The organism is Gracilimonas halophila (assembly GCF_042684365.1).
Classification (GTDB): Bacteria; Bacteroidota; Rhodothermia; order Balneolales; family Balneolaceae; genus Gracilimonas; species Gracilimonas halophila.
In genome coordinates this window covers 76,436-97,590 of record NZ_JBHULI010000001.1, presented here as the reverse complement: position 1 = coordinate 97,590, position 21,155 = coordinate 76,436, and the positions used below count along the sequence as shown (strand labels likewise).

General features: G+C 41.5%; 17 protein-coding genes and 2 tRNA genes. 10 read left to right on the top strand and 9 right to left on the bottom strand.

Translation table 11 applies throughout. The annotated features are described in order from the left end of the window. Positions 1–7: 7 nt before the first annotated feature. Positions 8–964, bottom strand: a complete 957-nt coding sequence (locus tag ACFSVN_RS00455) for an OmpA family protein (RefSeq protein ID WP_390296949.1) — start codon at positions 962–964, stop codon at positions 8–10. A gap of 201 nt (positions 965–1,165) precedes the next feature. Between ACFSVN_RS00455 and ACFSVN_RS00450 the strand changes: the two genes are divergently transcribed. From ACFSVN_RS00450 to ACFSVN_RS00435, 4 genes are all read left to right on the top strand, one after another. Then, a tRNA-Ala gene (locus tag ACFSVN_RS00450) sits at positions 1,166–1,239 on the top strand. Positions 1,240–1,401: 162 nt separating this feature from the next. Then, positions 1,402–2,034, top strand: coding sequence for a hypothetical protein (locus ACFSVN_RS00445; protein ID WP_390296946.1), 633 nt, complete (start codon positions 1,402–1,404; stop codon positions 2,032–2,034). A gap of 45 nt (positions 2,035–2,079) precedes the next feature. After that, a complete protein-coding gene (locus tag ACFSVN_RS00440) occupies positions 2,080–2,463 on the top strand; it encodes a hypothetical protein (protein ID WP_390296943.1) in 384 nt (127 codons plus the stop codon). Positions 2,464–2,468: 5 nt separating this feature from the next. Beyond that, a complete protein-coding gene (locus tag ACFSVN_RS00435; protein WP_390296941.1) occupies positions 2,469–4,637 on the top strand; it encodes a CHASE2 domain-containing protein in 2,169 nt (722 codons plus the stop codon). A gap of 24 nt (positions 4,638–4,661) precedes the next feature. Here the strand turns inward: ACFSVN_RS00435 and ACFSVN_RS00430 are convergent. From ACFSVN_RS00430 to tilS, 4 genes are all read right to left on the bottom strand, one after another. Then, positions 4,662–4,750: transfer RNA gene (locus ACFSVN_RS00430), tRNA-Ser, on the bottom strand. A gap of 81 nt (positions 4,751–4,831) precedes the next feature. Next, the gene (locus ACFSVN_RS00425; protein ID WP_390296938.1) at positions 4,832–8,125 is read right to left on the bottom strand and encodes a sensor histidine kinase; all 3,294 of its coding nucleotides are present in this window, start codon (positions 8,123–8,125) and stop codon (positions 4,832–4,834) included. A 47-nt stretch (positions 8,126–8,172) separates the two neighbouring features. Continuing rightward, complete coding sequence (gene hpt / locus ACFSVN_RS00420; RefSeq protein WP_390296935.1) at positions 8,173–8,739, bottom strand: hypoxanthine phosphoribosyltransferase; 567 nt, start codon at positions 8,737–8,739, stop codon at positions 8,173–8,175. A gap of 2 nt (positions 8,740–8,741) precedes the next feature. Beyond that, on the bottom strand, positions 8,742–10,082 hold the full coding sequence (gene tilS / locus ACFSVN_RS00415) for a tRNA lysidine(34) synthetase TilS (RefSeq protein WP_390296932.1): 1,341 nt from the start codon (positions 10,080–10,082) through the stop codon (positions 8,742–8,744). A gap of 123 nt (positions 10,083–10,205) precedes the next feature. Here tilS and ACFSVN_RS00410 point away from each other — a divergent pair, with 123 nt between their 5' ends. Then, positions 10,206–10,730 carry a DUF1643 domain-containing protein gene (locus ACFSVN_RS00410; RefSeq protein WP_390296929.1) on the top strand — a complete coding sequence of 175 codons (525 nt, stop codon included), beginning with the start codon at positions 10,206–10,208 and terminating at the stop codon, positions 10,728–10,730. 84 nt (positions 10,731–10,814) lie between these two features. Next, positions 10,815–12,113: a M24 family metallopeptidase gene (locus tag ACFSVN_RS00405; protein ID WP_390296926.1), complete on the top strand. Its 1,299-nt coding sequence runs from the start codon at positions 10,815–10,817 to the stop codon at positions 12,111–12,113. Between the two features lie 40 nt (positions 12,114–12,153). Here ACFSVN_RS00405 and ACFSVN_RS00400 read toward each other — a convergent pair whose 3' ends face one another. After that, complete coding sequence (locus ACFSVN_RS00400) at positions 12,154–13,719, bottom strand: Na+/H+ antiporter NhaC family protein (RefSeq protein WP_390296923.1); 1,566 nt, start codon at positions 13,717–13,719, stop codon at positions 12,154–12,156. Between the two features lie 320 nt (positions 13,720–14,039). On the opposite strand from ACFSVN_RS00400, the gene ACFSVN_RS00395 reads away from it, so the two are divergent. Next, positions 14,040–14,906: a M23 family metallopeptidase gene (locus ACFSVN_RS00395; RefSeq protein WP_390296920.1), complete on the top strand. Its 867-nt coding sequence runs from the start codon at positions 14,040–14,042 to the stop codon at positions 14,904–14,906. Between the two features lie 70 nt (positions 14,907–14,976). On the opposite strand, the gene ACFSVN_RS00390 is transcribed toward ACFSVN_RS00395, so the two are convergent. Together ACFSVN_RS00390 and ACFSVN_RS00385 are read right to left on the bottom strand one after the other, a co-directional pair. After that, entirely contained in the window at positions 14,977–16,584 is a 1,608-nt protein-coding gene (locus tag ACFSVN_RS00390; protein ID WP_390296917.1) for a DEAD/DEAH box helicase, read from the bottom strand. A 198-nt stretch (positions 16,585–16,782) separates the two neighbouring features. Then, entirely contained in the window at positions 16,783–17,763 is a 981-nt protein-coding gene (locus tag ACFSVN_RS00385) for a CPBP family intramembrane glutamic endopeptidase (RefSeq protein WP_390296914.1), read from the bottom strand. A 106-nt stretch (positions 17,764–17,869) separates the two neighbouring features. Here ACFSVN_RS00385 and ACFSVN_RS00380 point away from each other — a divergent pair, with 106 nt between their 5' ends. Continuing rightward, complete coding sequence (locus ACFSVN_RS00380; protein WP_390296912.1) at positions 17,870–18,529, top strand: SOS response-associated peptidase; 660 nt, start codon at positions 17,870–17,872, stop codon at positions 18,527–18,529. 20 nt (positions 18,530–18,549) lie between these two features. Here the strand turns inward: ACFSVN_RS00380 and ACFSVN_RS00375 are convergent, their stop codons facing one another. Continuing rightward, positions 18,550–19,473 carry a mechanosensitive ion channel family protein gene (locus ACFSVN_RS00375; RefSeq protein WP_390296909.1) on the bottom strand — a complete coding sequence of 308 codons (924 nt, stop codon included), beginning with the start codon at positions 19,471–19,473 and terminating at the stop codon, positions 18,550–18,552. Positions 19,474–19,571: 98 nt separating this feature from the next. Between ACFSVN_RS00375 and secG the strand changes: the two genes are divergently transcribed. Both secG and ACFSVN_RS00365 read left to right on the top strand, forming a co-directional pair. Next, entirely contained in the window at positions 19,572–19,937 is a 366-nt protein-coding gene (gene secG / locus ACFSVN_RS00370) for a preprotein translocase subunit SecG (RefSeq protein WP_390296906.1), read from the top strand. A gap of 195 nt (positions 19,938–20,132) precedes the next feature. After that, positions 20,133–21,107, top strand: a complete 975-nt coding sequence (locus tag ACFSVN_RS00365) for a peptidase associated/transthyretin-like domain-containing protein (protein ID WP_390296903.1) — start codon at positions 20,133–20,135, stop codon at positions 21,105–21,107. The last annotated feature ends 48 nt before the right edge of the window (positions 21,108–21,155 follow it).

The following is a 21,155-nucleotide window of genomic DNA, read 5'->3' as shown; positions in this document are numbered from 1 at the left end:
GATCAGCTTAGTTATTTGGCTGATACTTGAGTGTGCTAATAGGATGAGACTCAGCGCGGCGGTTTCTTTCACAGCCGGGAGTATTCGCATCCAATTCAGCTTCAGTACACTCAACAGGAGCTTTACCTAAGCCACTTGACTCAATGCGGTCTTCAGAAATGCCGTTTTCTACATAGTAGTCAACGACAGCATTTGCTCGACGCAAGCTCAAGCGTAAGTTGTATTGATCTCCACCAACATGATCAGTATAGGCATCTATACGGATTCGGAAAGCTGGAGCATCTTTGAGTAATTCAACATTTTCAGCGAGGGTCGTTTGAGCATCACTGCGGATGTTAGAACGGTCAAAGTCAAAGTTGATAGTTCCGAAATCGTCGGCGTTCAGGAACACAGGGTCACTGGAATCCATAGGATCTGTTCCCATATCAATTTCCTGCATATCAGTGAAGCCATCACCATCAGAATCTGCGTTGTTAGGATCTGTGTCATGAGTCATTACTTCGTCATAATCATTTAACCCATCGTTGTCAGAGTCTGAACTGTTAGGATCGGTGTTATAATTGTTTACTTCGTCACCGTCAGAAAGGCCGTCTTCGTCAGAATCAGGATTGTTAGGATCGGTGTTGTAAGAATTTACTTCATCACCGTCAGAAAGGCCGTCACCGTCAGTGTCAGCGTTGTTAGGATCTGTGTCGTATTCATTGATCTCTTCACCATCGGTAAGGCCGTCACCGTCAGTGTCAGCATTTAATGGGTTGGTTTCGTGAACTCTAAGCTCATCATAGTCACTTAATCCATCAGTATCAGAGTCTAATGTTTTTAGGGTCTCGTCATCTAGGGAATTTAAGTACTCAATGGTACGCTCGGATGGAGCAAGTAATTCTTCGGTCCCTGAACAGTTGGTCATAAAGACCAATGCAACGGCTACCAAAGAAAAATGTAGGATAGATTTTAAATTTGTCATCTTCTTGGATTACGGTTTGAATTAACTTTGCGATGTTTGCTTACTAAAATAGCGGTTTAACAAAGAATTAAAAAGAGTTTTTTATCAACTTGGCATATATTATAAAACAAAGTTTTAAAGCTCAATAAATGAAATTAAGAATAAATAAATTTGTCATGTTATTTGGGTATAAATTATTTATTTTTGTCGTCCGTTTTTTACGGGGCTATAGCTCAGCTGGCTAGAGCGTCGCGCTGGCAGCGCGAAGGTCCGGGGTTCGAATCCCCGTAGCTCCACAAAGCCTTTTTCCATTACCCGGAAAAGGGCTTTTTTTTATTTCTTTTATAATACAAATGGTTATCAGTGTATTTTTCCAAATATTAGAGTCTTCGCATACCGCTTGTTTGTATGCGGCTATTACTTTAAAATAAGACTCAAATAAAATTACGGGATTAAATATGTTTGAGAGATCACTTAAAAGTCATTCTATAGCTCTTGTACTGTTGATTGCCTGTGTTGTTCCCTGCGAATTAGTAAATGCTCAGGACATCAATCTTGAGCTTGAGCCCAGAGCTACCTTAGAAAACACTCAGGTTTTAAGTTTAACAGGATTGGGAATAAATGGTGATGGAACCGGGCCTGTACTGATTTCGGGGTTTTTAGAGAACCTGACAGCTGAAACCATCAATAATCTTTATATCGAAGTAAAGGTAAATGCGGCAAAAGTAGGTGATATTATTGAATTTAGGTCTTATTCCACTCTTCCGATCTCATTGGAACCTTATCAGTCAGTGTATGCAACCAATAATGATTTGGCTAACGAAAGAATTCCGGGAATAGACCAGCAAATACAGTTTTCAGGCGGATTCACTCCGGAAGGGGATGAGTTTTTCGAAAACCTGTCAGGCTCAACAGCCCTGCCTAAAGATATTTATACCATCCAGGTCATTATTTTCAGGGTAACCAATGCTTTTGGTCGGCAGGACCTTGCGAGTAGCACTATCGAGATCGGAGGAGGTGCCACTTCATCATTTGATGAGAGTGAGATCTATCTTAAAACACCGGGAGATATTTTTGGTGCTCCTGCATAGATCACTAATCCATATCCTCAATTTAGTTGGGAAGGGGCGAGTGATGTGTCCTACCGGTTGTTGGTTGTAGAAGATAACGGACAGGATAGTCCGGAATCATTGCTACAAGGTGCAAAAAGTTCAACACCGATCAATGACGGAGGTTCCTTACTTGAATTTGAAAATCTTGCCGTTACCGGGAACAAATCTACTTCACGTCCTTTATTGATAACTGATCTTTCAGGAACTGAAAGCAATCGAGATGATTATTATGTACTATCAAATAACGTGACTGAAAATAATTTTCAAACCTATGTAATGCAGACCGGAGCTCGTTTCAATATTGATAATTATCATTCACTGGTATTTGACGCAAACTTAACCAACGTAAGTGGTTCAGGGCGCGCAAATGATAGAATTGTACAGCTCAGATATGTATTCAGGTTCTAAGTTAAATGGCTAAAAATAAAAGCAGTAGCAAAAAGCTGATCTCCATTCTTCTGATAGCCATTACTGCATTTATAGCATCGTTCATTTTGATGATCTTCAAGCCGGTTCAAATTCTGGAATTGAAGTATAGTGACCAGTTATTTGAGTGGAGGGGCCCGCTTGATGTGAGTGACTCTTCCATAGTATTGGTGGCTATAAGCCAGGAAGCAGATGAGGAAATTCTCCAGAAATATCCCTGGCCAACCAGTATTCACGCCAAATTGGTTGAAAATCTAAATCGTGCCGGAGCCAGGGTTATCGCCTTTGATGTCATCTTTGATAATCCGGATCAGTATGATTTTAAGAATGACACTCTTTTTGCGGAGGCACTAAAAAAGTATAAGAATGTGATCTTGGCAGGAGAGTTACAGCGAAGTATCACAGATCTTTCAGATGAGACCTCGCCCATGTTTCCCATTCCGGTATTAACTGCCAATAATCCAAATCAGGTTGCTTTAGTGCGGGTGCACCCGGATCTGGATGGTGCCGTTCGATCTTACCGATTTGGGCAAGAATATCGGGAGCAAAATTATTACAGATTATCATTGGAAGCACTAAGGCTCTATGCAAATATTCCATACGAACAGATAGATCCCATAGGCCCGAATCCGGAAAGCGATCACTTTGCTTTGGGGCCGTATCAAATATTGAAGGATGGAGCGAATTCGTTTCTTATCAATTATTATGGGCCGGAAGGTACGTTCCCTGAAGTATCTTATGAAGAAGTGATCGATGATTCTTCTTACACAACAGTATTCGAGTCTGAGCTTGGCTTTGCTGTGAATAGTTTTGATGATCCTGATATTGGTCACCTGAACCTTGAGACTTTTAAAGATAAGATCGTGATCGTGGGGGCCACCATGCCGCTCCTCAAAGATTTCTATGCAACCCCTTTCGCTAATGAGGGTAATAATGCACGTCCGGGGTATCAACTTCATGCTAATGCTCTTCAAACCATCTTAGACAGTAACTATATTGAGCGATTCCGTGGCTGGTATACGCTGATGATCATGTTATTCTTCTGTTTCATGATCACGATGGTAAACCGTTTTCTAAGTGCAAATTTTGGGATCCTGATTTCGCTGGTAATGGGCGCCGGATATTTTGGGATCACATACTGGGCTTTTATTCAACATAATATCCTGATGGTATTAACCGGACCACTACTGGCGGTTACAGTCACCCAAATAGGTATGGTTAGCTACGAATACTATATAGAGCAAAAAGAAAAAAGGCGCATTAAAGGAATGTTTTCATCCTATGTATCTCCTGACCTGGTCAATCAGATGATAGAATCAGGAGAAGAACCACAACTTGGTGGAGAAGAAACTTACATGACGGCTTTTTTCAGTTATATCGTTTCTTTTTCTACATTTTCAGAACAACTGGAAGCCAAAGAGCTGGTTCAGGTCATTAATGAATATTTAAGTGCCATGACCGACATCCTGAATGATCGTGGCGGCACCCTCGATAAATATATAGGTGATGCTATTGTGGCTTTCTTCGGTTCCCCAGTGTATTTGGAGGATCATGCCTATCAGGCTTGTATAACTTCCCAATTGATGCATAAGGAATTAGAAAGGTTAAGAGAGAAATGGGAGAAAGATGGACGCCCTGAAATTGTTTCTAATATGCAACACCGTTTGGGGATGAATACCGGTATCATGGTGACCGGGAATATGGGATCGACCCGGCGCTTTAACTATACGATCATGGGAGACAATGTAAATTTAGCTGCTCGCTGTGAGAGTGGAGCTAAACAATATGGAGTCTTCACGATGGTAACGGAATCTACCAAAGAGGAAGCGGAAAAATTTGGTAACGAGTGTCTGTTCCGACAGTTAGACCATATTGTAGTGAAGGGTAGAAGCAAGCCGGTAAAAGTATTTGAGATCGTCGGTCTTAAAGAAGATGCAGATCAACAGCTTCTTGACTGTATTGGATTATATGAAGAAGGCCTGCAACATTATCTGGATCAAGATTGGGACAAGGCCCTTTCGAAATTTAATAAGTCCGGAAAACTTGAGAAATACGTCAAGAATCCATCCGGTATTTTTATGCAACGGTGCGAGTTCATGAAGGAAAATCCACCGGGTGACGAATGGGACGGAGTGTTTATTATGGAGAGCAAATAAAACTCTTAAAAGAGCTAAAATGTGCGGAGAGGGAGGGATTCGAACCCTCGATACCTCGTTGGAGGTATACTCCCTTAGCAGGGGAGCGCTTTCAGCCACTCAGCCACCTCTCCGTTTTTTCAAGGGCAACAAATATAGCCACCTTTATGGACTAATAGCAACTTTTATGAGCGCGAATATGAAGACAATTTTCTTTAGTTTTTTTGAGCTTCTAAAAAAGCCTTAATAGGTAATTTTATAATAAACTCAGTCCCTGTTTTTTCTTCAGATTCTACACTGATACTTCCATTGTGGAGCGTGATCATTTCCTTACAAATAAGTAACCCGAAACCTGAACCCTTTTCATTATCAGTTCCGGGTCGGGAAGTATTGGAATCTAATCGCAGTAAATTTTCTGCAATTTTCTGAGGCATTCCAATACCATTATCCTTAACACTTATCAGATAATGATCATCCACTTTTCTTAATATAAGCTTAACTTTACCCCCGCTTTCTGTAAACTTCAGGGAATTGGAAACAAGGTTTAGAAGTACTGTTTGAAGCATGTTTTGATCCGCAAGTATTCTGGCCTGCTCAGGAGCTGAAACTGTTATACTGATTCCTTTTTGGTTACCAACGTGTTCCAGAAGTTTTTGAGTTTGATTCAGTAAGTCAGAAAGGTTGATCCATTCTGGAGCCAGTTTAATTTTACCTGTTTGGAGAGATGCCCATTTAAGTAAGTTTTCAACAAGTTCTAAAAGTTGTTTTGCGGAACTTTTAATGTTTTGAAGGTTTTCGGTGAGTTCTGAAGAGGTCGAATCGTCTGCGTCCATTAAGGAAAGCTCAGTGAACCCTAATATAGCCTGGAACGGGTTTCGCAGATCATGAGCAATGATGGAGAAGAATTTATCTTTGGTCTTGTTGCTTTCCTCAAGTTCTGTAGCTTGCCTTCGTATGATCTGGTTCTTAACCTGAAGATCATTTCTTTCTTGTCTTAGTTCAGCTGTTTGTTCCTGAATGATGGTTTCAAGCTTACGCTGTTTATTTAATAGATATCGGTAGCGGATCTGAGTAGAACCAAAATAACCTGCTGTTATGAGAGCAAGAACAAGGATAAAAAACCATGGTTGTTCATAGAAATAAGGCTGAACAGTAATAGAAGCAGTAGCAGGTTGTTCACTCCATACTCCATTGTTATTTGCTGCTATAACTTCAAACGTATAATCTCCGGCAGGTATATCATTATAGGATGCAGATCGTTGGTTAGATATTTCATTCCAGGAATCATCAATACCGATCAAGCGGTATCTGAACCTTGCTTTTTCACTTGAAGGAAAGGTCAGTGCGTGAAAATTGATAGTGAAGCTTTTGTATCCTTTATCGATTACAACTTCATTGGATGTGTAAGAATTTCCACCGGCAGTTATGGAGTTGACCAAAACAGTTGGGGGAAAGGCCTGGGATTCATTCTGGTCTTGGCTGAAAATGGCGACCCCTTCCTGCGTTGAAAACCAAAAGTCTCCACTGCTTGTCCTGAGTCCTGCTTCCTGAACCGAACCATTTCCCTCAGGATTACGCATTCCTTCCGCACGTCCATAATGTAATAAGGTGAATATATCAGAATCATTATCTAAATAGGCATTCAGTTCAGATTTTTTGATCTTAAACACACCACGGTTTGAGGACATCCAAAGCCAACCGTCTTCATCTTGAGATATCCAGTGTATGATATGATCGGGCAGGCCATCTTCCATATTGATATATGAGATCTCACCATCTTTAAGACGGTTCAACCCATTGTTTTCTGACCCTATCCAAATGGTGCCGGCGTCATATTCATCAATATAAATAGACCGGATATTATTGGAAGAAAGGCCATCTTCGACCGTATAATTTGTAAAAGAACCCTCGTGAAAACGGGATACTCCTCCATCCAGACTGCCAGTCCAAAGAGCACCATCTGGGGCTTCGGTAACGTACCTTATCTTAACACCGGATAACCCATCATCTTTATCATAGATAACATGGTTGGAATCGGAAGGATCGAATTTTATCAATCCTCCGTAGGTACCAAGCCACATTTCCCCGTTACTGTGAGTATAAATGGAGCGTATATCATTGATCTCAACATTATTTCCCGGGGTATAATGCTCTAAGCCGTTTGGCGTTATTTTATTTAGTCCTTTTTGATGATGCCCAAACCAAATATTCCCATGTATATCTTCCCCAATAGATTGGACTATGTTTGTTTCTGCTCCATTTGTTACATCATAATGAGTAATGGAATTGCCTTCAATCATGTTTAAACCGGCACCTCGGGTACCCACCCAATAGCGCCCCTGACTGTCTTCCAGCATAGCGAGTATATTATCTCCTGACAGACCTTCCGGGGTGCCTAAATTTTGAACTTTACTTTCGCTTACAGCAAGGAGGCCATTTCCACTTGTTCCAAACCAAAGTTTTCCTTCGCGATCTTCAAATACGCTGTTGAAATAATAGTCACTGTGATCCGGTATTTCTGTAAAGGGACGAATTTTTCCATCCTCAAATAAAGAAAGTGAACCTGAAGTTCCTACTAACCAAAATCGTCCTTCCGAGTCCGTATAAAATTCTCTATATACCTCCCCTAACTCTAAATAATTGTGTTGAACTTTTGAGATATTGCCATTTGAATTGTAAAAGACTTCCCCGGCCGAAGAAAATAATGTTTTGTTATCGTCGTGGAATATATCATAGATTGGATGATCGGCTGTGATGGCATACTTTTGAGATTGGACCAATTCTTTTTCCCGCAATTCATATACACCGTCATCGGTTCCAACTGTTATGGTTCCGGCATTGGTTCTTATAACTTCCAAAATGCGATTTTCCTGCTGTTCGGAACTTTTGTGATACTCAGCTAATAGATCTCCGGTTGGAGTAAATTGAAGAAGACCGTCGTTTGTTGCAACCCAAATACTCTTATCATGGTCTTCATAAATATTGTGAACCTGATTTTGTTTGGGATTATCGCTGTTATAGAACCTGGAAAACTTTTCATCATCAAACACATAGAGTCCGGAATGAGTAATGAAGAACATCCTGTTACCGGATAACTCATACATTTGAGTCAGGTCAGAATCGGTAAAGTTTGTTTGGTTTCCAAAGTGTTTGAACTCCCCATTTTCTTTAAGAAGGACTCCGCCGTATTCCAAAGCAATCCACATTCGACCGTTGTCCTGCTGGTATATGATAGTGGTGCGATTATGGGGCATTGCAGGGGTGTTGGAATAATTGAATAATTTGAATTCCAGTCCATCGAATCTAACAAGTCCGTCATAGGTGCTTATCCATAGGTAACCGAGGCTGTCTTGTGTGACGCGCCCAACGGTATTCACAGGAAGGCCGTCTTCAAGGGTCCAGTGTTGGGCGGTAAGAGTTGGTTGTTGCTCTAATATTGATAGCTGGAAGGCTTTCGCCGACACGCAAGAACAAACCAAAGCAAGTAGTAATATGACTTTTCTAATCATAGCAACAGCGATAAAACACCCATTTATACACAACCGGGTGCTGTTATTTAGCCTTCATTATCTATTACATAAATCTGAGAAAGGTTGCGTCCTTCCTGGGCATAGTCTAACCCGTATCCCAATACAAAAGCATTCGGAATTTCAAAACCAACGTAATCTAATTGCACATCATATTTAGTGGCTTCTTTTTTGTGAAGCAAGGTGCATACAGAAACTGATGCCGGGTTATTTTCTTTCATTCGTTTAACCATGTAATTCATGGAAAGGCCGGTATCCACAATATCTTCTATAAGGATCACATGCCGGCCTTCGATCTTAGCATCAATGTGTTTTAGTTCGGTAACCTGACCTGAAGATACTTTTTCATCACCATAACTGCTTAGTTTCATAAAATCCACTTCGCATGGAATACTAACATGCCGCATAATATCTGCCAGAAAAATAAAAGCACCATTAAGGATGCCGATGAAAATAGGTTTTTTACCTTTGAAATCTTTGTCAAGCTGATTACCAAGCTGATTCATACGCTCGTCAATTTGCTCTTTAGTAATAAAGATCTTGAACTTTTCACCGTTACATGTCACGGTTTCCGGTTGGTAAAATTTAGAACTCATAGTTAAGTGAAATTAATCGTCAAAAAGGTTTCTGTTGTTGATTCGCATTTAGCTCTCTCTGAAATAGCACCATGATCTCCGTCTGCTGTTAAATCAGGGTAAATAATGGCGTAAATAGTACCATCTGATCCGCACAATACCAAGGCTTTTTCACGGGAGGTAGTCGGAATTTTTCTATTGGTCAGGTGATCAGAAATATTTTGAGAGCCGCTCATTCCAAGCGGTTGGAAAACGTCTCCTGCATTCCAGTTTCGGGCCTGAAGGGGCCAATTCAGTTTCGAGGAATCCAAACGTAATGCCGGCAGGGGTATTGGCTCAGGCTTTAGTTCAATAAGAATGTTTTTCGATTTCCAGCCATTTCGGGCCTGATCTTCATCGATCTCTTCCGAAATAACTGGTGATGTTTGTTCCGCCTGAAGGTGAATATGATCCCGGTCTCTGGTTAAAGTCATGGGCCCGATCTTCAGGCTCTTTCCGGTCTGAAGGAATTCAATTTCTGAGAGTTCTTGCAATTGTCCACGCGAATAATCCCCCTTCATGCCCGCTTGATCAAGGATGGTTTTGATAACGGCCGTTTTTAATTCTTCCGGTAATTTGGTGAATTTATTCAATAAAATGGTGTTCTTGGAAGATACCTGATCGGAAATATAGGTGATGCTATGTTCGAAGGTTTTACCAAGCCGCGGAAGATCAAGGATATTTTTTTGCCAGCCCGGAAATAAGTTGTCCATAGCATGAATGAATTCATTACGGATGAAATTTCGGGCAAATTCAGAATTCTTATTAGACTTATCTATTCTATAGGGGACGGCTTCAGCTTCACAGAAGTCAAGGATTTCTTGTTTAGTGTATGATAAAAGTGGTCGGAAAAGTTCACCATTCCAAATACTCATTCCCTGCCAGGTTGAAGGGGAACTGCCCCGGAATAATTTCTGCAAGATCGTTTCTAACTGGTCATCCTGATGATGAGCGGTAATGATGGCATCAGCTTTATAAGCCTCTTTAAGATCTCTGAAATATTGATATCGCTGATTACGAGCCCAGTTTTGAAAATTCTCACCCTTTGAAGCTTCAGGTTCAAGCCGGATGGAACAACATTCAAAACCCCAGGCGTTTGACATCTGCTCTACTAACTCCTGGTCCTTATCAGACCCTTTGCCTCTTTTTCCGTAATTAACATGCACTGTTAAGGCTTTTACGTCCTGAGTGTGTAAGAGATAGAGTAGGGCCATGGAATCAGGACCACCGCTAACGCCAACGATGAAAAAACTGTCTTTCTCAAAAAGATCAGATAGAGATCCTGATAGGTTTTTTTTAAATGATGTTGTGCTGGTTTTTGCCATGAGAAAAAGTACGTGCTTAATGGCAAAATATCGAACCGGGAACCGAGAATATTCAAAATTCGAAATTCTCCTAAAACCGACTATCTTCAACCGAAATTCAACTCCCAAATACTATTTCAATTTATGTTTCCTGACAGATCCTGGATTTACCATCATGATGAACCCCTTACCCGTTACTCGCTGGGGCAAGACGGGGAAAATCCACTGATCTGTTTTGGGGTGAATCCAAGTACGGCCAAGCCTGATGATCTTGACCCAACAGTGGCTTCGGTGGCTCGTTTTGCTCGCGATCATGGGTATGACGGCTGGCTGATGTTCAATCTCTATCCGCAACGGGCTACCAACCCGGATAAAATGCACAAGCATTTTCAGAAGAAGATCCACCAGAAAAATATGGATGTGATCGCCGGATTAACCAACGATTTATCTGCGGATGTCTGGTGTGCATGGGGAACGCTGATTGAAAAGCGATCGTATCTTTCTCGTTGCCTGCATGATATTTATGAAGTGCTTTCTCAAAATAATTGCAATTATTTTAAACGAGGCCGAATATCAAAAGCCGGACATCCCCATCATCCACTCTATCTTAGAAAAACTGCCCCTCCTGAGATTTTCAATATGGATAAGTATGTAAAAGAAATTATTTAAGAAGGCCGGGTTGAGCTGTTTTCTTGTGTGGTTAAATAAGAAGGTCGATATTCACTAAAGTCTATTCAAAAAAATTAAACCAAAATGCTACGATATTTACTGCCAATAATTCTTCTTATTTCAGCTTGCACCCCATCACAGCAACCACCCATTGACTGGGGTGAATCTCCGTGGCCGGAAATCAGAAAAGAGCGTATCTCAAATTTACTTCCACAAGCTATGGAAGCAGCTAACGTGGACCTTTGGATCGTGATCTGCAGGGAAAATAATAATGACCCGATCGCCGACCATATTGGAGGTGAGAATGCAGGAGGTACCGCAGCATTTCTTTTTTATAAAGATGAAAATGGGTTTCATTCCCGGATTTATTCACCTTCGGGAGAATCAACGGCACTGGCGGAACTGAAAATTCATGATGAGGTAATTCCGGTAGAACGGGGAATGTCTGCCATGGAGCAGGCAGCCGATTTCATCAAGGGGCAAAACTTTGAGCGAATTGCGATCAACTCGTCTCCAAATAATGCACAAGCAGATGGCTTGAGTTTTACTCAGCGAAAGGCTCTGGAATCAGCATTAGGCACCGGACTTTCAAGCAGATTGGTTTCCTCTGAAGAATTGATCTATGAATGGTTGTCGGTGAAACTCCCTGCAGAGGTAGAGATCATGACAAAAGCAGCAGAGCTTACAGCTGAATGGGAGTTGGAAGCCTATGAGATCATAGAACCCGGAGTTACGACGGATGCAGAGGTTGCTGCATTTTTAAAGAAAAAAATGAAAGAATATGGGGTGAAGGATGCCTGGAACCCCAGTCAAAATCCTAATGTGAATTCAGGCGCTGACCGCGGCCATTCACATGCAACAGATAAAGTGATCATGCCCGGAGATGTGATTCAAACTGATTTTGGAATTAAGCTCTATGACCGTTGGGTAAGTGATATCCAGCGTTTTGCCTATGTACTGAAAGACGGAGAGGTAGAAGCACCTGAAGATATTCAATACTACTGGGAATCCGCCAGGGAGGGTAACCGGGCTGCTTTTAACGCGATGAAGCCGGGAGTGAAAGGGGTAGAAGTGGATGCTGCCCAACGTGAGCTCATGGAGGAAAATGAATCGGAATATGTTATGTGGAGTACCGGGCATCCGGTGGGTTATGTAGCTCATGATACGGGGCCAAACCTTGGGGGCTCGCAAGCACCTTCCGTTCGCCCTGCTGCACAAAAGGTTCTCAAGCCCGGGATGGTTTTTGCTTTTGATGGCTTCCACAGCTGGCCTTTGACGGATAGCACCTACAAAACCATCAGCGTGGAAGAGATGGCTGTGATCACGGAAAATGGCGCCGAGTTTTTGATCGCTCCACAGGAAGAACTTATTCTGATCGATTGAACATCAGTTACCATTACTGAACTAAGAAGATCAAACCACTTTAAACAAAGAAAATAACCATTCCGGCATAGGCAATTACAGCCATGGTTCCGGCCAGAATAGCAAGTGGGAACTGAGTTTGAACATGGTCCATCAGATCGCAGCCGGTTGCTAAAGAGGACAGAATAGTGGTATCTGAAATAGGAGAACATTGATCTCCAAAAACGGAGCCACCAATTACCGCTGAAAAACAAAGTGTAAGGAAAAACGGATCAGGAATCACAGCCCAGGCTAATGGGATTGCAACGGGAAATACAACCGCATAGGTTCCCCAAGAGGTGCCGGTTGAAAATGCAATGAGCATGCATAAGATCATCAGCAGACCGGGTAAAAGAAATGGAGGAATCACATCACCAACAAGATCAACCACATAGGGGGCTGTCCCGACGGCATCAGCTACCTCTTTAAGGGAAACAGCTAAAGCCAAAATAACGGCACCGATGGTAACACCTTTACAACCGTCAATAAATCCATCGATCACTTCTTGTAATTTCATGCCTTTGGCAAGAGCTATTCCAAATCCAACCAATACAGCCAGTATGAAAGCTTCGGCAATAAGTAAAATTGCATTTTCACCCATATTCATGAAGAAACGTGTAACAACGTAGGGTATGATAGCAACGCCCAGTAATGTTCCAATAGGTCCAAAAAAGTCGATGAGTCCGGGTTGATAGGATTTTGGAATCTTACTTTGTGTGAGCTCATCTGCGGCCATAGGAGTAGCCCCTTCCCGGTCCAGCCCGTGTCCGGCTCGAGCCCGCTTGATAGCCAGCCTCATTTTCTTTCCAGGGATGTAAGGAAATTTGTCCCAGGCAAAGAGAAGCGTTAGTAAAATGGCGAAGATGGCGTAAAAATTATAAGGTAGAGCAGTGAAGAAAAAAGCGATACTTTCTTGAGTAGTTTCGAACATGGGCAAGGTGCCTATGATTAATCCTCCTACATAAAAAGGCCAAACATTGAATGGGATCAAAGTTGCAGCTGGAGAAGCAGTGGAATCGACCATATAGGCTAATTCTTCATGAGATACCCGGTGCTTATCAGCAATGGGGCGAACTGTTGCTCCCGTCAGAACGGTACTTATGGTTCCTCCCTGATGAAAAATAAGCCCCATCATCCAAGTAAAGAACTTGGCGGTTTGTGGCCCGCGGACCATTTTTTTACTGGCCCAGGTTGCAAACTTCTCGGCACCTCCGGTTCGTGTCCAGATACCGATCAATCCACCCAAGGCCCATAGATATACAATAATGATGAGTGCAAAACTTTCAGTTCCTACAGAAGGGATCAAAAAACCTTGTACAATATTAAGCTGTCCGGATATCACACCTCCCAAACAAATACCAATAAAGAGTGAGCTTACCACTTCCCGGGTATAAAAAGCTAAAACGATCGCTACCAAAGGGGGCATGATAGACCAAAAACCGTAATGCCCGTTTTGTTCCGGAAATACCGAATTCAGTCCTGCATAAACTCCGGCAACAACTAATGCGAGTACGGCACCAACACCAATACGGCGACGTGTTTCAGGATTTTGCCATTTCTTTTTTGTTCCGGCGAAGTCGTTGCTCATATTATTGATTGTTTTGTAATTTTATGCAACAGGATGGTAGTAAATGCATTATTGAATGACAAACAAGTATCAATATGATAAATACCCATCGTAGCTTGTGATTTCTTATTATTTTGGTGAACTAAAAATTAGTGCATATGATCTCGATAGAGTTTTTGTCTACTTTTCTTACAGTAATAATTGCCCTCACTATTATTGGGCTTTCAATAGTTAAATTTTTACGAATATATTGGGTGCTGAGAGCAGGAAAGCGGCATTCTGTATTAAAGTTGAAGGGACACTATTTTGCTAAATCATTAAAGGTATTCTGGGCAGCAACAATGATTCTAACACTGGTTGCGGCACCTGTTTTTATTTCTATCAGATGGCCTTTAGGAGGATTTGTTTCAGCTGCCTTGATAAACATAGTAGCCATATTCGTGATATTTTTTGCTCTTATTGAATTGGTACTCAGTGTTAGTTTATCGGAAAGCCTTATTCAAAGAAAATTTAAAAAAATAGTACTTAGCATAAGTGTTTTAGTACTGTTGCCAACAATGATCTGGCTGGTCAGTTCGGTTGGACAAGTATTTGAGTACCCTGAAATCGAAGATAGTTATCTAATAGAACTTCCTACTCAGGGAGCCTGGATGGCAGGACATGCCGGAGGTTCTGTTTTGACAAACTACCACAATGCCATTGCTTCACAGAAATATGCGATAGATGTAGTTAAGGTAAATGAGGATGGGTGGTTTTTTCAGAATAGTGGGGAAGAGCTGACGGATATATATTCTTTTGGCGAACCGATTTATGCTCCTGTAGCAGGAGTTGTTACAACGGTTGTTGATTCACTTCCAGATCATGAAATTTCTTTCTCTCCTTCAGATTCTTTGAATCCGGCGGGGAACCATGTAGTAATTCATTTCGATAAGGATAGATACCTTTTTATGGCTCACTTAATGGCAGGGACTATTGAAGTTCAAAAGGGAGATTCAGTTTTAGCAGGGGATATTATAGGTAAGATTGGGAATTCAGGTAACACTTCCTGGCCTCATTTACACATGCATATTCAGAATAAGCCTGCAATAAGAATGGCAGATACGCAGGCTTATCCATTCAGGTTCAAGGAAATGGAAAGGAAAAGATGGTTTTTCTGGCAAATGACGGAAAATGATTTCTTGCTGCGCAATGATTTTTTCAGGGAATAGCTCATAAAAAAAGGCGCATCGATCGATGCGCCTTCTATCTATAATTGGATCATGCTGTTTAAGGCTGTTATCAATCAAACAACTTCTTTATCCAGCCAAAAGCACCGTCAGATTTACCGGGGGTAGGACGTTTTTTATTTTTCTTACCTTCTTTTCCTCCTGAAAGCCCTTCATAGGAAGGACGGGGTAGTCCGTTGGTTTTTTTGTTTTTTTGCTTTTTAGGCTTCTTACGTCGTTTACGATCGCGATCGTCATTCTTCTTACGGCTGTTCTTATCTGATTTTTTTCTGTTCTTATCATTATCAGATTTTTTGCCTCTTCCTTTCTTCTCTTTGACTTCTTTTGGAAGCGGAAGTTCTGTCGGAGCATATCCTACTTTCTTTACGATCTCATCGATGTCGTCTTTGTCCATCTTTGAAACCAAAGAAACAATACGTGCGGCTTTACCATTACCCACCAGTTCAGCCCGGTATTTGTATTCTTCAACTTCGTTGGGGACATCATAATTAATAACCTGCTTCACTTCATCAAGCTCAACTTCCGTTGCTGACAATCCACCCACAAGCAAGATCTTCATCTCTCCTGAAGTGAATTTCCCAAAGCGTTCGTTATAATACTCCTCCTTTAATCCTTCGTTGATACTCACCACTCCCCAGCCTTTCTTACGAATGATGCGGAAAAGGCGGTCGGTGGTACGCTTGGATGCAGCGAATACCACGATCTTATCAGTTAGGTTTTTCTCTAAGTGAGCAAGAAGGGTAGATATCTTGGCTCTTGGAGGTACATAGATATAAGCCTGAGCCAGATCTTCAGGAACAGGATCAGGGTCTTCTTCAGTTTTTGAATCTTCTGCCTGGGCCTGGGTTTCTTCAGCTTCTTCTTTTTCCTCGGGATTCAGAACAACGCTTACACTTGCTTCTGCAAGTTTGCGGTTCACTTCTTCCTGATTCAGTTCAAACTCCTCATCCGAGTCAGTTTGTTTGTCTGAAGAGGACTCTTGTTGCTTCTCTTTTTTGGAACTGGAAGTTTCCTTGGATCCTTCTTTTTCAGAAGATTGTGTATCATCAAAGCCAAGTACAGTCGGATCTTTTAATAAAAAGTCAGCAAGCTGCTCCGTAGCTTTGTTATGAGATTCGGAAAAAATAAGCGATTGAGGAGCGCCATCCACATATTTAAGGATGTCCTTAACCCGGCTAACCAGGTTATAGTTCTCCATTCCGTGGGCCTCATCAATAATGATAAGATCTACGTTGGGAAGCGTTAGCTTATGGTTTTCCAGTATTTCAATTAGCCGGCCGGGGTTTGCCACCACAACCGGTGCTCCATCTTTAATAGCTTGTTCTTGTTGAGTACGGATTCCTTTCATGGAAAGTGCCGCACTGCTGATCTGTGCATGGTAGCCCATGCCCCAAACCTTTTCGTCTATTTCTTTAACTCGCTCAATAGATGGTGTTAATATTAAAACTCGTGTGCCAGTAACCTCTCCGTTGGTCGTCAGTTTTTGTAATGCAGGTATCAAAAATACTCCATCATCACCGGCTTCATGTTTTACAAGCATATGTTTGCCTTGTAGTGCCGGTGGAATAACTTCATTCTGGAGAGGTGTGGGTTGTTCAATTCGTACGTCGGCCAGCCCACTCAATAGTTCAGGGCTGAGGCCAAATTCTTCAAAAGACAATGGTTACACCTCTTTCATTTTTGGCGTTATAGTTCAATTTTCAAAGATCGTGTCTTTTAATAAAGACAAACCAATATACAAAAAATGTGAAGCAAGCTCAGGGAATATCGAATTTTTGATATTCTATACTTAATTTTTTGGGATTTTAATGCTCTATTTTAACCGCAGGTTTGATTCCTTTTTATAAACATTAACTTATTAGTTAGTGCTCTCTTCAGAAATTTCTTCCTTTTGAAAAGCAGTCCTGAAATTTTCGGCATAACCCAATTTAACTCCCGTTCTTTTTAAATAAAGAATGGAGAGCCCAAGAATAAATAGCATTCCAAATATTCCTATCAATCCTGCTTCGGGGCCAAAAGCTCCCCCTGTCCACCATTCAGGACCACCTTGCTGTATCTGGATGATGGAATGCCGGAATTCCATACCGCTTACCCTAAACCCGAAAACTCCTCCCTGAAAAAAATTCCATGAAAAATGTAGTCCAATGGATAGTGCCAGCCGCCCGGTTATTAGGTAAGGAACGGCCAGCATTACTCCTGCAAAAATGATGTTTATTACAGCTGTAACAGAGGCATTAGGGTTGCTTGCATGTAAGATCCCAAAAATGGAAGAACTGATGATCACGGCAATTACAGCCGCTTTTTGAGGAGTGATGTTTCCAAAGGTAAATCCTTCAATAATATTGGGAATGAGGTATCCTCGCGCCATCACTTCTTCGTAGAATCCAACAGAAGCCATTCTTATGAAAAAATAAAATAGAGGAACCATCCAAAAGCTTTGCCCATTACGATCCCATCCGTACCCGGTAACTTCCAACCCTTCGGTTAGCCATAATGATAAAAAGATGAGCCCCATAGCTGTTCCGGCAATAGCGACTCCCATCAGACATTCTTTAATCCATGTTTTGGTCATGATCAACCCGGAATCTCGCCAGGCTCTCTGATCCACAAACCGAAACATCATATAAAATAAGCCAAGCGTCATAACGGACTGTCCTATGAATTGAACAGGCTCAAAAGGGATGAGAAAAGGGATGCTTACAGCTATACTAAAAAGAAAAATGAATAGCAGAACCCTAAATAAAGAGCGAAGACGCTGTTCATCCGGATTATAAAATGGATTGGTCATGATGAAGATTGAATTTGATTTGGGAGGAAGGTAATAAATTTTTCGTTTCACGCTGAGATGGCTAAGAAAGCGCAAAGGCCGTAAAGTGTATGTTGAAAAACTGAACAATACCTCAGACTTTTTACGTTAACCTTATAAATCAACCAAATTAAAACTCATGAAGCGATACGTTTTAGAAACTGATAGATATACTATTAAAGAAGTGTTTGGAGTAAGCTCAGATTCGGAGATCATGTATGAACCAAACTATAACGTAATGCCTGGCCATTCGATGCCCGTAATTATTGGAAATGATAACAGAAAAATAGTCAGGTCCATCTGGGGTTTAGATCCTGATAATTCAGAAACAAGTGTATATGAATTGGAGCATGAAGCTTTCACAAAAGAGAACTCTGAATTTTCCTTGAAGGATTTTAGTCCATGCTTAATTCCTGCCTTAGGGTTTTATAAATGGAAGGAAACAGTAGATGATCCACTACCTTTTTATTTGAGGGTGATCACTCAGGATGTTTTGGGAGTCGCGGGGTTATGGGATACTCAAAGTGAAAGTTTTGCAGTTTTAACAATGCAAGCAAATGCCCTGGTAGAACCACTTGACAATCGAATGCCGGTGATCCTGGATCCTAAAGAATTTGAAGAGTGGCTGAGTGAAGGCGTGAGCGATATGATAAAAAATGGTTTCTCAGGAAATCAATTATTACCAAACATGTCTGTTTTCAGGGTGCCGGAGCTGGTGAATGATCCATCCAACAATTCAAAGGAGCTTATTCAGCCTATTCCTAAACTCCGAAACTATGATGGGGAGGATGAGGATTAGAAATTAGGAATTCAATACTACTAATCTCCAGAAGGAATAGTGCTCGGTTTACCTTCTGAAGGGTTGTCGTAGTAACGAATGGTTGGGTATGCAAAATCAATATCGTCATGTTCGGCAAAACGGTCCAAGACGGACTCCCATATAGATTGGGAGATTCCCCGTCGTTTCCGTGGATCGGAGAGATATCGAATGGAGAGGTTAATACCGCTATCCTTAACACTTGTATACACGATCGGGGTTAAGTACCGATATTGAATAAGATATGATTTCTCGGCTTTTTTAACCTCTTCCTTGGCCTGCTCGACGAACTCCTGCATATTTTCTTCAACAACTTCCTGCAAGATCTTTCTCGCTTTCTTCCAGTCACTTTCAAATGTGACCAGGACCCCCATTTCATTCCAGATAAACTCAAAGTCGCTGGTGTAGTTGGCAAGGTCATCAGTAAACACTTTATGATTTGGTATGTGGATCACTCTGCCGGTACTTTGATCAGCATCTACCCAATTTCCTATTTCCAGTATCGTAAACTTAAATACCCGAATATCGATGACATCACCTTTGGAACTTCCAACCTGAATGCGATCTCCGATATCAAAAGGTTTTCTCCAGATCAGGAATAACCAGGCTGCAATATCAGTGACAGGGTCTTTCAGGGCAATGGCAATACCGGCTGAAAGAAGGCCTAAGAAAGTTCCTAATTGCCCAAGAGCAGCAAACCAAACCTGCCCTAAGATCAGCACACCTATAAAAAAGGTGATATAGGTAATATTTTTACGCCACTTATATACGGTTTTTTTGGTCTCTACATTTTTCTGTAGAAGCCGAACAGCAAAGATTCGTATTCCCCATAGAACTAAAATAATGACCAAAGTCTCAACTATTTGCACGGTGAGACTTGGTGAGCTTGCTATGAAATCAGTGATGTCATTTATGAACTCTTCCATTCGTGCAATTTAATTATTTTTTTGAGTAGCTAATGCTTGGGATAGTATGCAAAATTGGGTATCTTTTCACCCTTCAAAAAGATTAAGAAATTAATTACATGCTTTATAATATTATTGTAGGAGTTATTGCTGTTATATGCTTCCTGTTGATCGTGGTTGTTTTACTTCAGCCGGGACAGGGACAAGGAATTTCCGGAATGGGCGGAGCAGGGGCCATCGGTGGCGGTGGCGGACTTGGTGCTCGCCGAACAGCAGACTTGCTTTCGAAATCAACATCTATTCTTGCTGCTATTTTTCTGACCCTATGTGTGTTGGCGAACTTTGCCATCGACAGAGGTGATGCAAATAGAAGTATTTTACAAGAAGGTGCGCCTGGAATGAATGCTCCAATAGAGGCTCCTTCGGAAACAGCTCCGGCTATCCCTCAGCAAGAAGATAATTCAAGTGAGGAAAACGAAAACTAAGTAGTTTCCTTCCAGAAATTCAAAGCCACTTACATTACTTATGTGAGTGGCTTTTTTTATGATTTAGATCTTGGTTTCAAAGATGAAGGCTGAAATATTGAAACTTCAAATTACTACCTGAGCTAAAAAACATCTTCTTTTCGTAGATAATAGTAAGCAGAAGCTCGAAAAAATATCAACTAATAGAAAAGAAAGATGATTAGAAAAAAGTTAGGATTACTGTCGGTAATTGCTGCGCTCTTAGTTACAGGATGTGCAATGCCGGGAGCCAATATGTTAAACAAAGTTCCCATTAATTCGGTGGATATAGAAGTGTTGGATGTGGAGGGGAACCCAATCCAGGGAGCACAAGTTGAAGCATCCAATGGAAGAAAAAGTACGACTGATGAATCTGGAATGGTGACTATACGCTTCGGAACTGTGGGTATTCATAATATTACGGTACTTGCAGATAATTATATGCCAAATAACATGGTGGTCACGATGCCTAAAGATAATGGATCTACCATAACAGCAAGACTTACTAACGAAGTAGAGATCGGAGCGATCAGTTTTACCGGAATAAACTTTGGGGCAATGAATATGTATCCGATGATGTTCAACTATCTTTTTACGGGGTATGGATATCAGCTGGAACTTGAAGACTATCCCGAAGGCGGATGGACCGAGTGGAAAACGGATGATTCGGAAGAATCCTACATGAGAAAGGCACTACTTAAAAAACTGGAAAACGGACAGGAATGGTGGCAGATCATTCTAAAAGGAGATTCTGATGATGACGAAGAGCATTATATCGCAGAAGTATTATTCTCTGAAGGTCGGCAGTCGATCGTAAGAATGCGTGAGAAGATCGGAGATAATGAGGCGCAGGAGAAGCCGGTATCAGAAGGATGGTATAATTCCCCTCAAAAACTAACGGAAGAATCAATGGAAGGAGCTCTTTCCGAACGCTCTGTTTCTGTTAGTGTGCCGGCAAGAACTTTTACGGCAGACCTGCTGAACTTTGGAGTCGCTCCCGGTATTTCGATGAAGATGTGGAGAGTTTTCGCAGATCAGGTGCCCGGCGCTATCGTGAAATACGAATATGCTGAAGAAGAGGAAGGAGAAAGTTCAACCATGGAGTTGGTTGATTTTGGTACCGACGCAACAACGCTACTTGAAAGTTTCTAGGATAAACCGATTCACAATTTTGAGCCTCGTACTAACATACGAGGCTTT

Coding starts and splice junctions, on each gene's coding strand:
- ACFSVN_RS00455 (WP_390296949.1), bottom strand. CDS start 964: ATGACAAATTTAAAATCTATCCTACATTTTTCTTTGGTAGCCGTTGCA.
- ACFSVN_RS00445 (WP_390296946.1), top strand. CDS start 1,402: ATGTTTGAGAGATCACTTAAAAGTCATTCTATAGCTCTTGTACTGTTG.
- ACFSVN_RS00435 (WP_390296941.1), top strand. CDS start 2,469: ATGGCTAAAAATAAAAGCAGTAGCAAAAAGCTGATCTCCATTCTTCTG.
- ACFSVN_RS00425 (WP_390296938.1), bottom strand. CDS start 8,125: ATGATTAGAAAAGTCATATTACTACTTGCTTTGGTTTGTTCTTGCGTG.
- hpt (WP_390296935.1), bottom strand. CDS start 8,739: ATGAGTTCTAAATTTTACCAACCGGAAACCGTGACATGTAACGGTGAA.
- tilS (WP_390296932.1), bottom strand. CDS start 10,082: ATGGCAAAAACCAGCACAACATCATTTAAAAAAAACCTATCAGGATCT.
- ACFSVN_RS00410 (WP_390296929.1), top strand. CDS start 10,206: ATGTTTCCTGACAGATCCTGGATTTACCATCATGATGAACCCCTTACC.
- ACFSVN_RS00405 (WP_390296926.1), top strand. CDS start 10,815: ATGCTACGATATTTACTGCCAATAATTCTTCTTATTTCAGCTTGCACC.
- ACFSVN_RS00400 (WP_390296923.1), bottom strand. CDS start 13,719: ATGAGCAACGACTTCGCCGGAACAAAAAAGAAATGGCAAAATCCTGAA.
- ACFSVN_RS00395 (WP_390296920.1), top strand. CDS start 14,040: ATGATTCTAACACTGGTTGCGGCACCTGTTTTTATTTCTATCAGATGG.
- ACFSVN_RS00380 (WP_390296912.1), top strand. CDS start 17,870: ATGAAGCGATACGTTTTAGAAACTGATAGATATACTATTAAAGAAGTG.
- ACFSVN_RS00375 (WP_390296909.1), bottom strand. CDS start 19,473: ATGGAAGAGTTCATAAATGACATCACTGATTTCATAGCAAGCTCACCA.
- secG (WP_390296906.1), top strand. CDS start 19,572: ATGCTTTATAATATTATTGTAGGAGTTATTGCTGTTATATGCTTCCTG.
- ACFSVN_RS00365 (WP_390296903.1), top strand. CDS start 20,133: ATGATTAGAAAAAAGTTAGGATTACTGTCGGTAATTGCTGCGCTCTTA.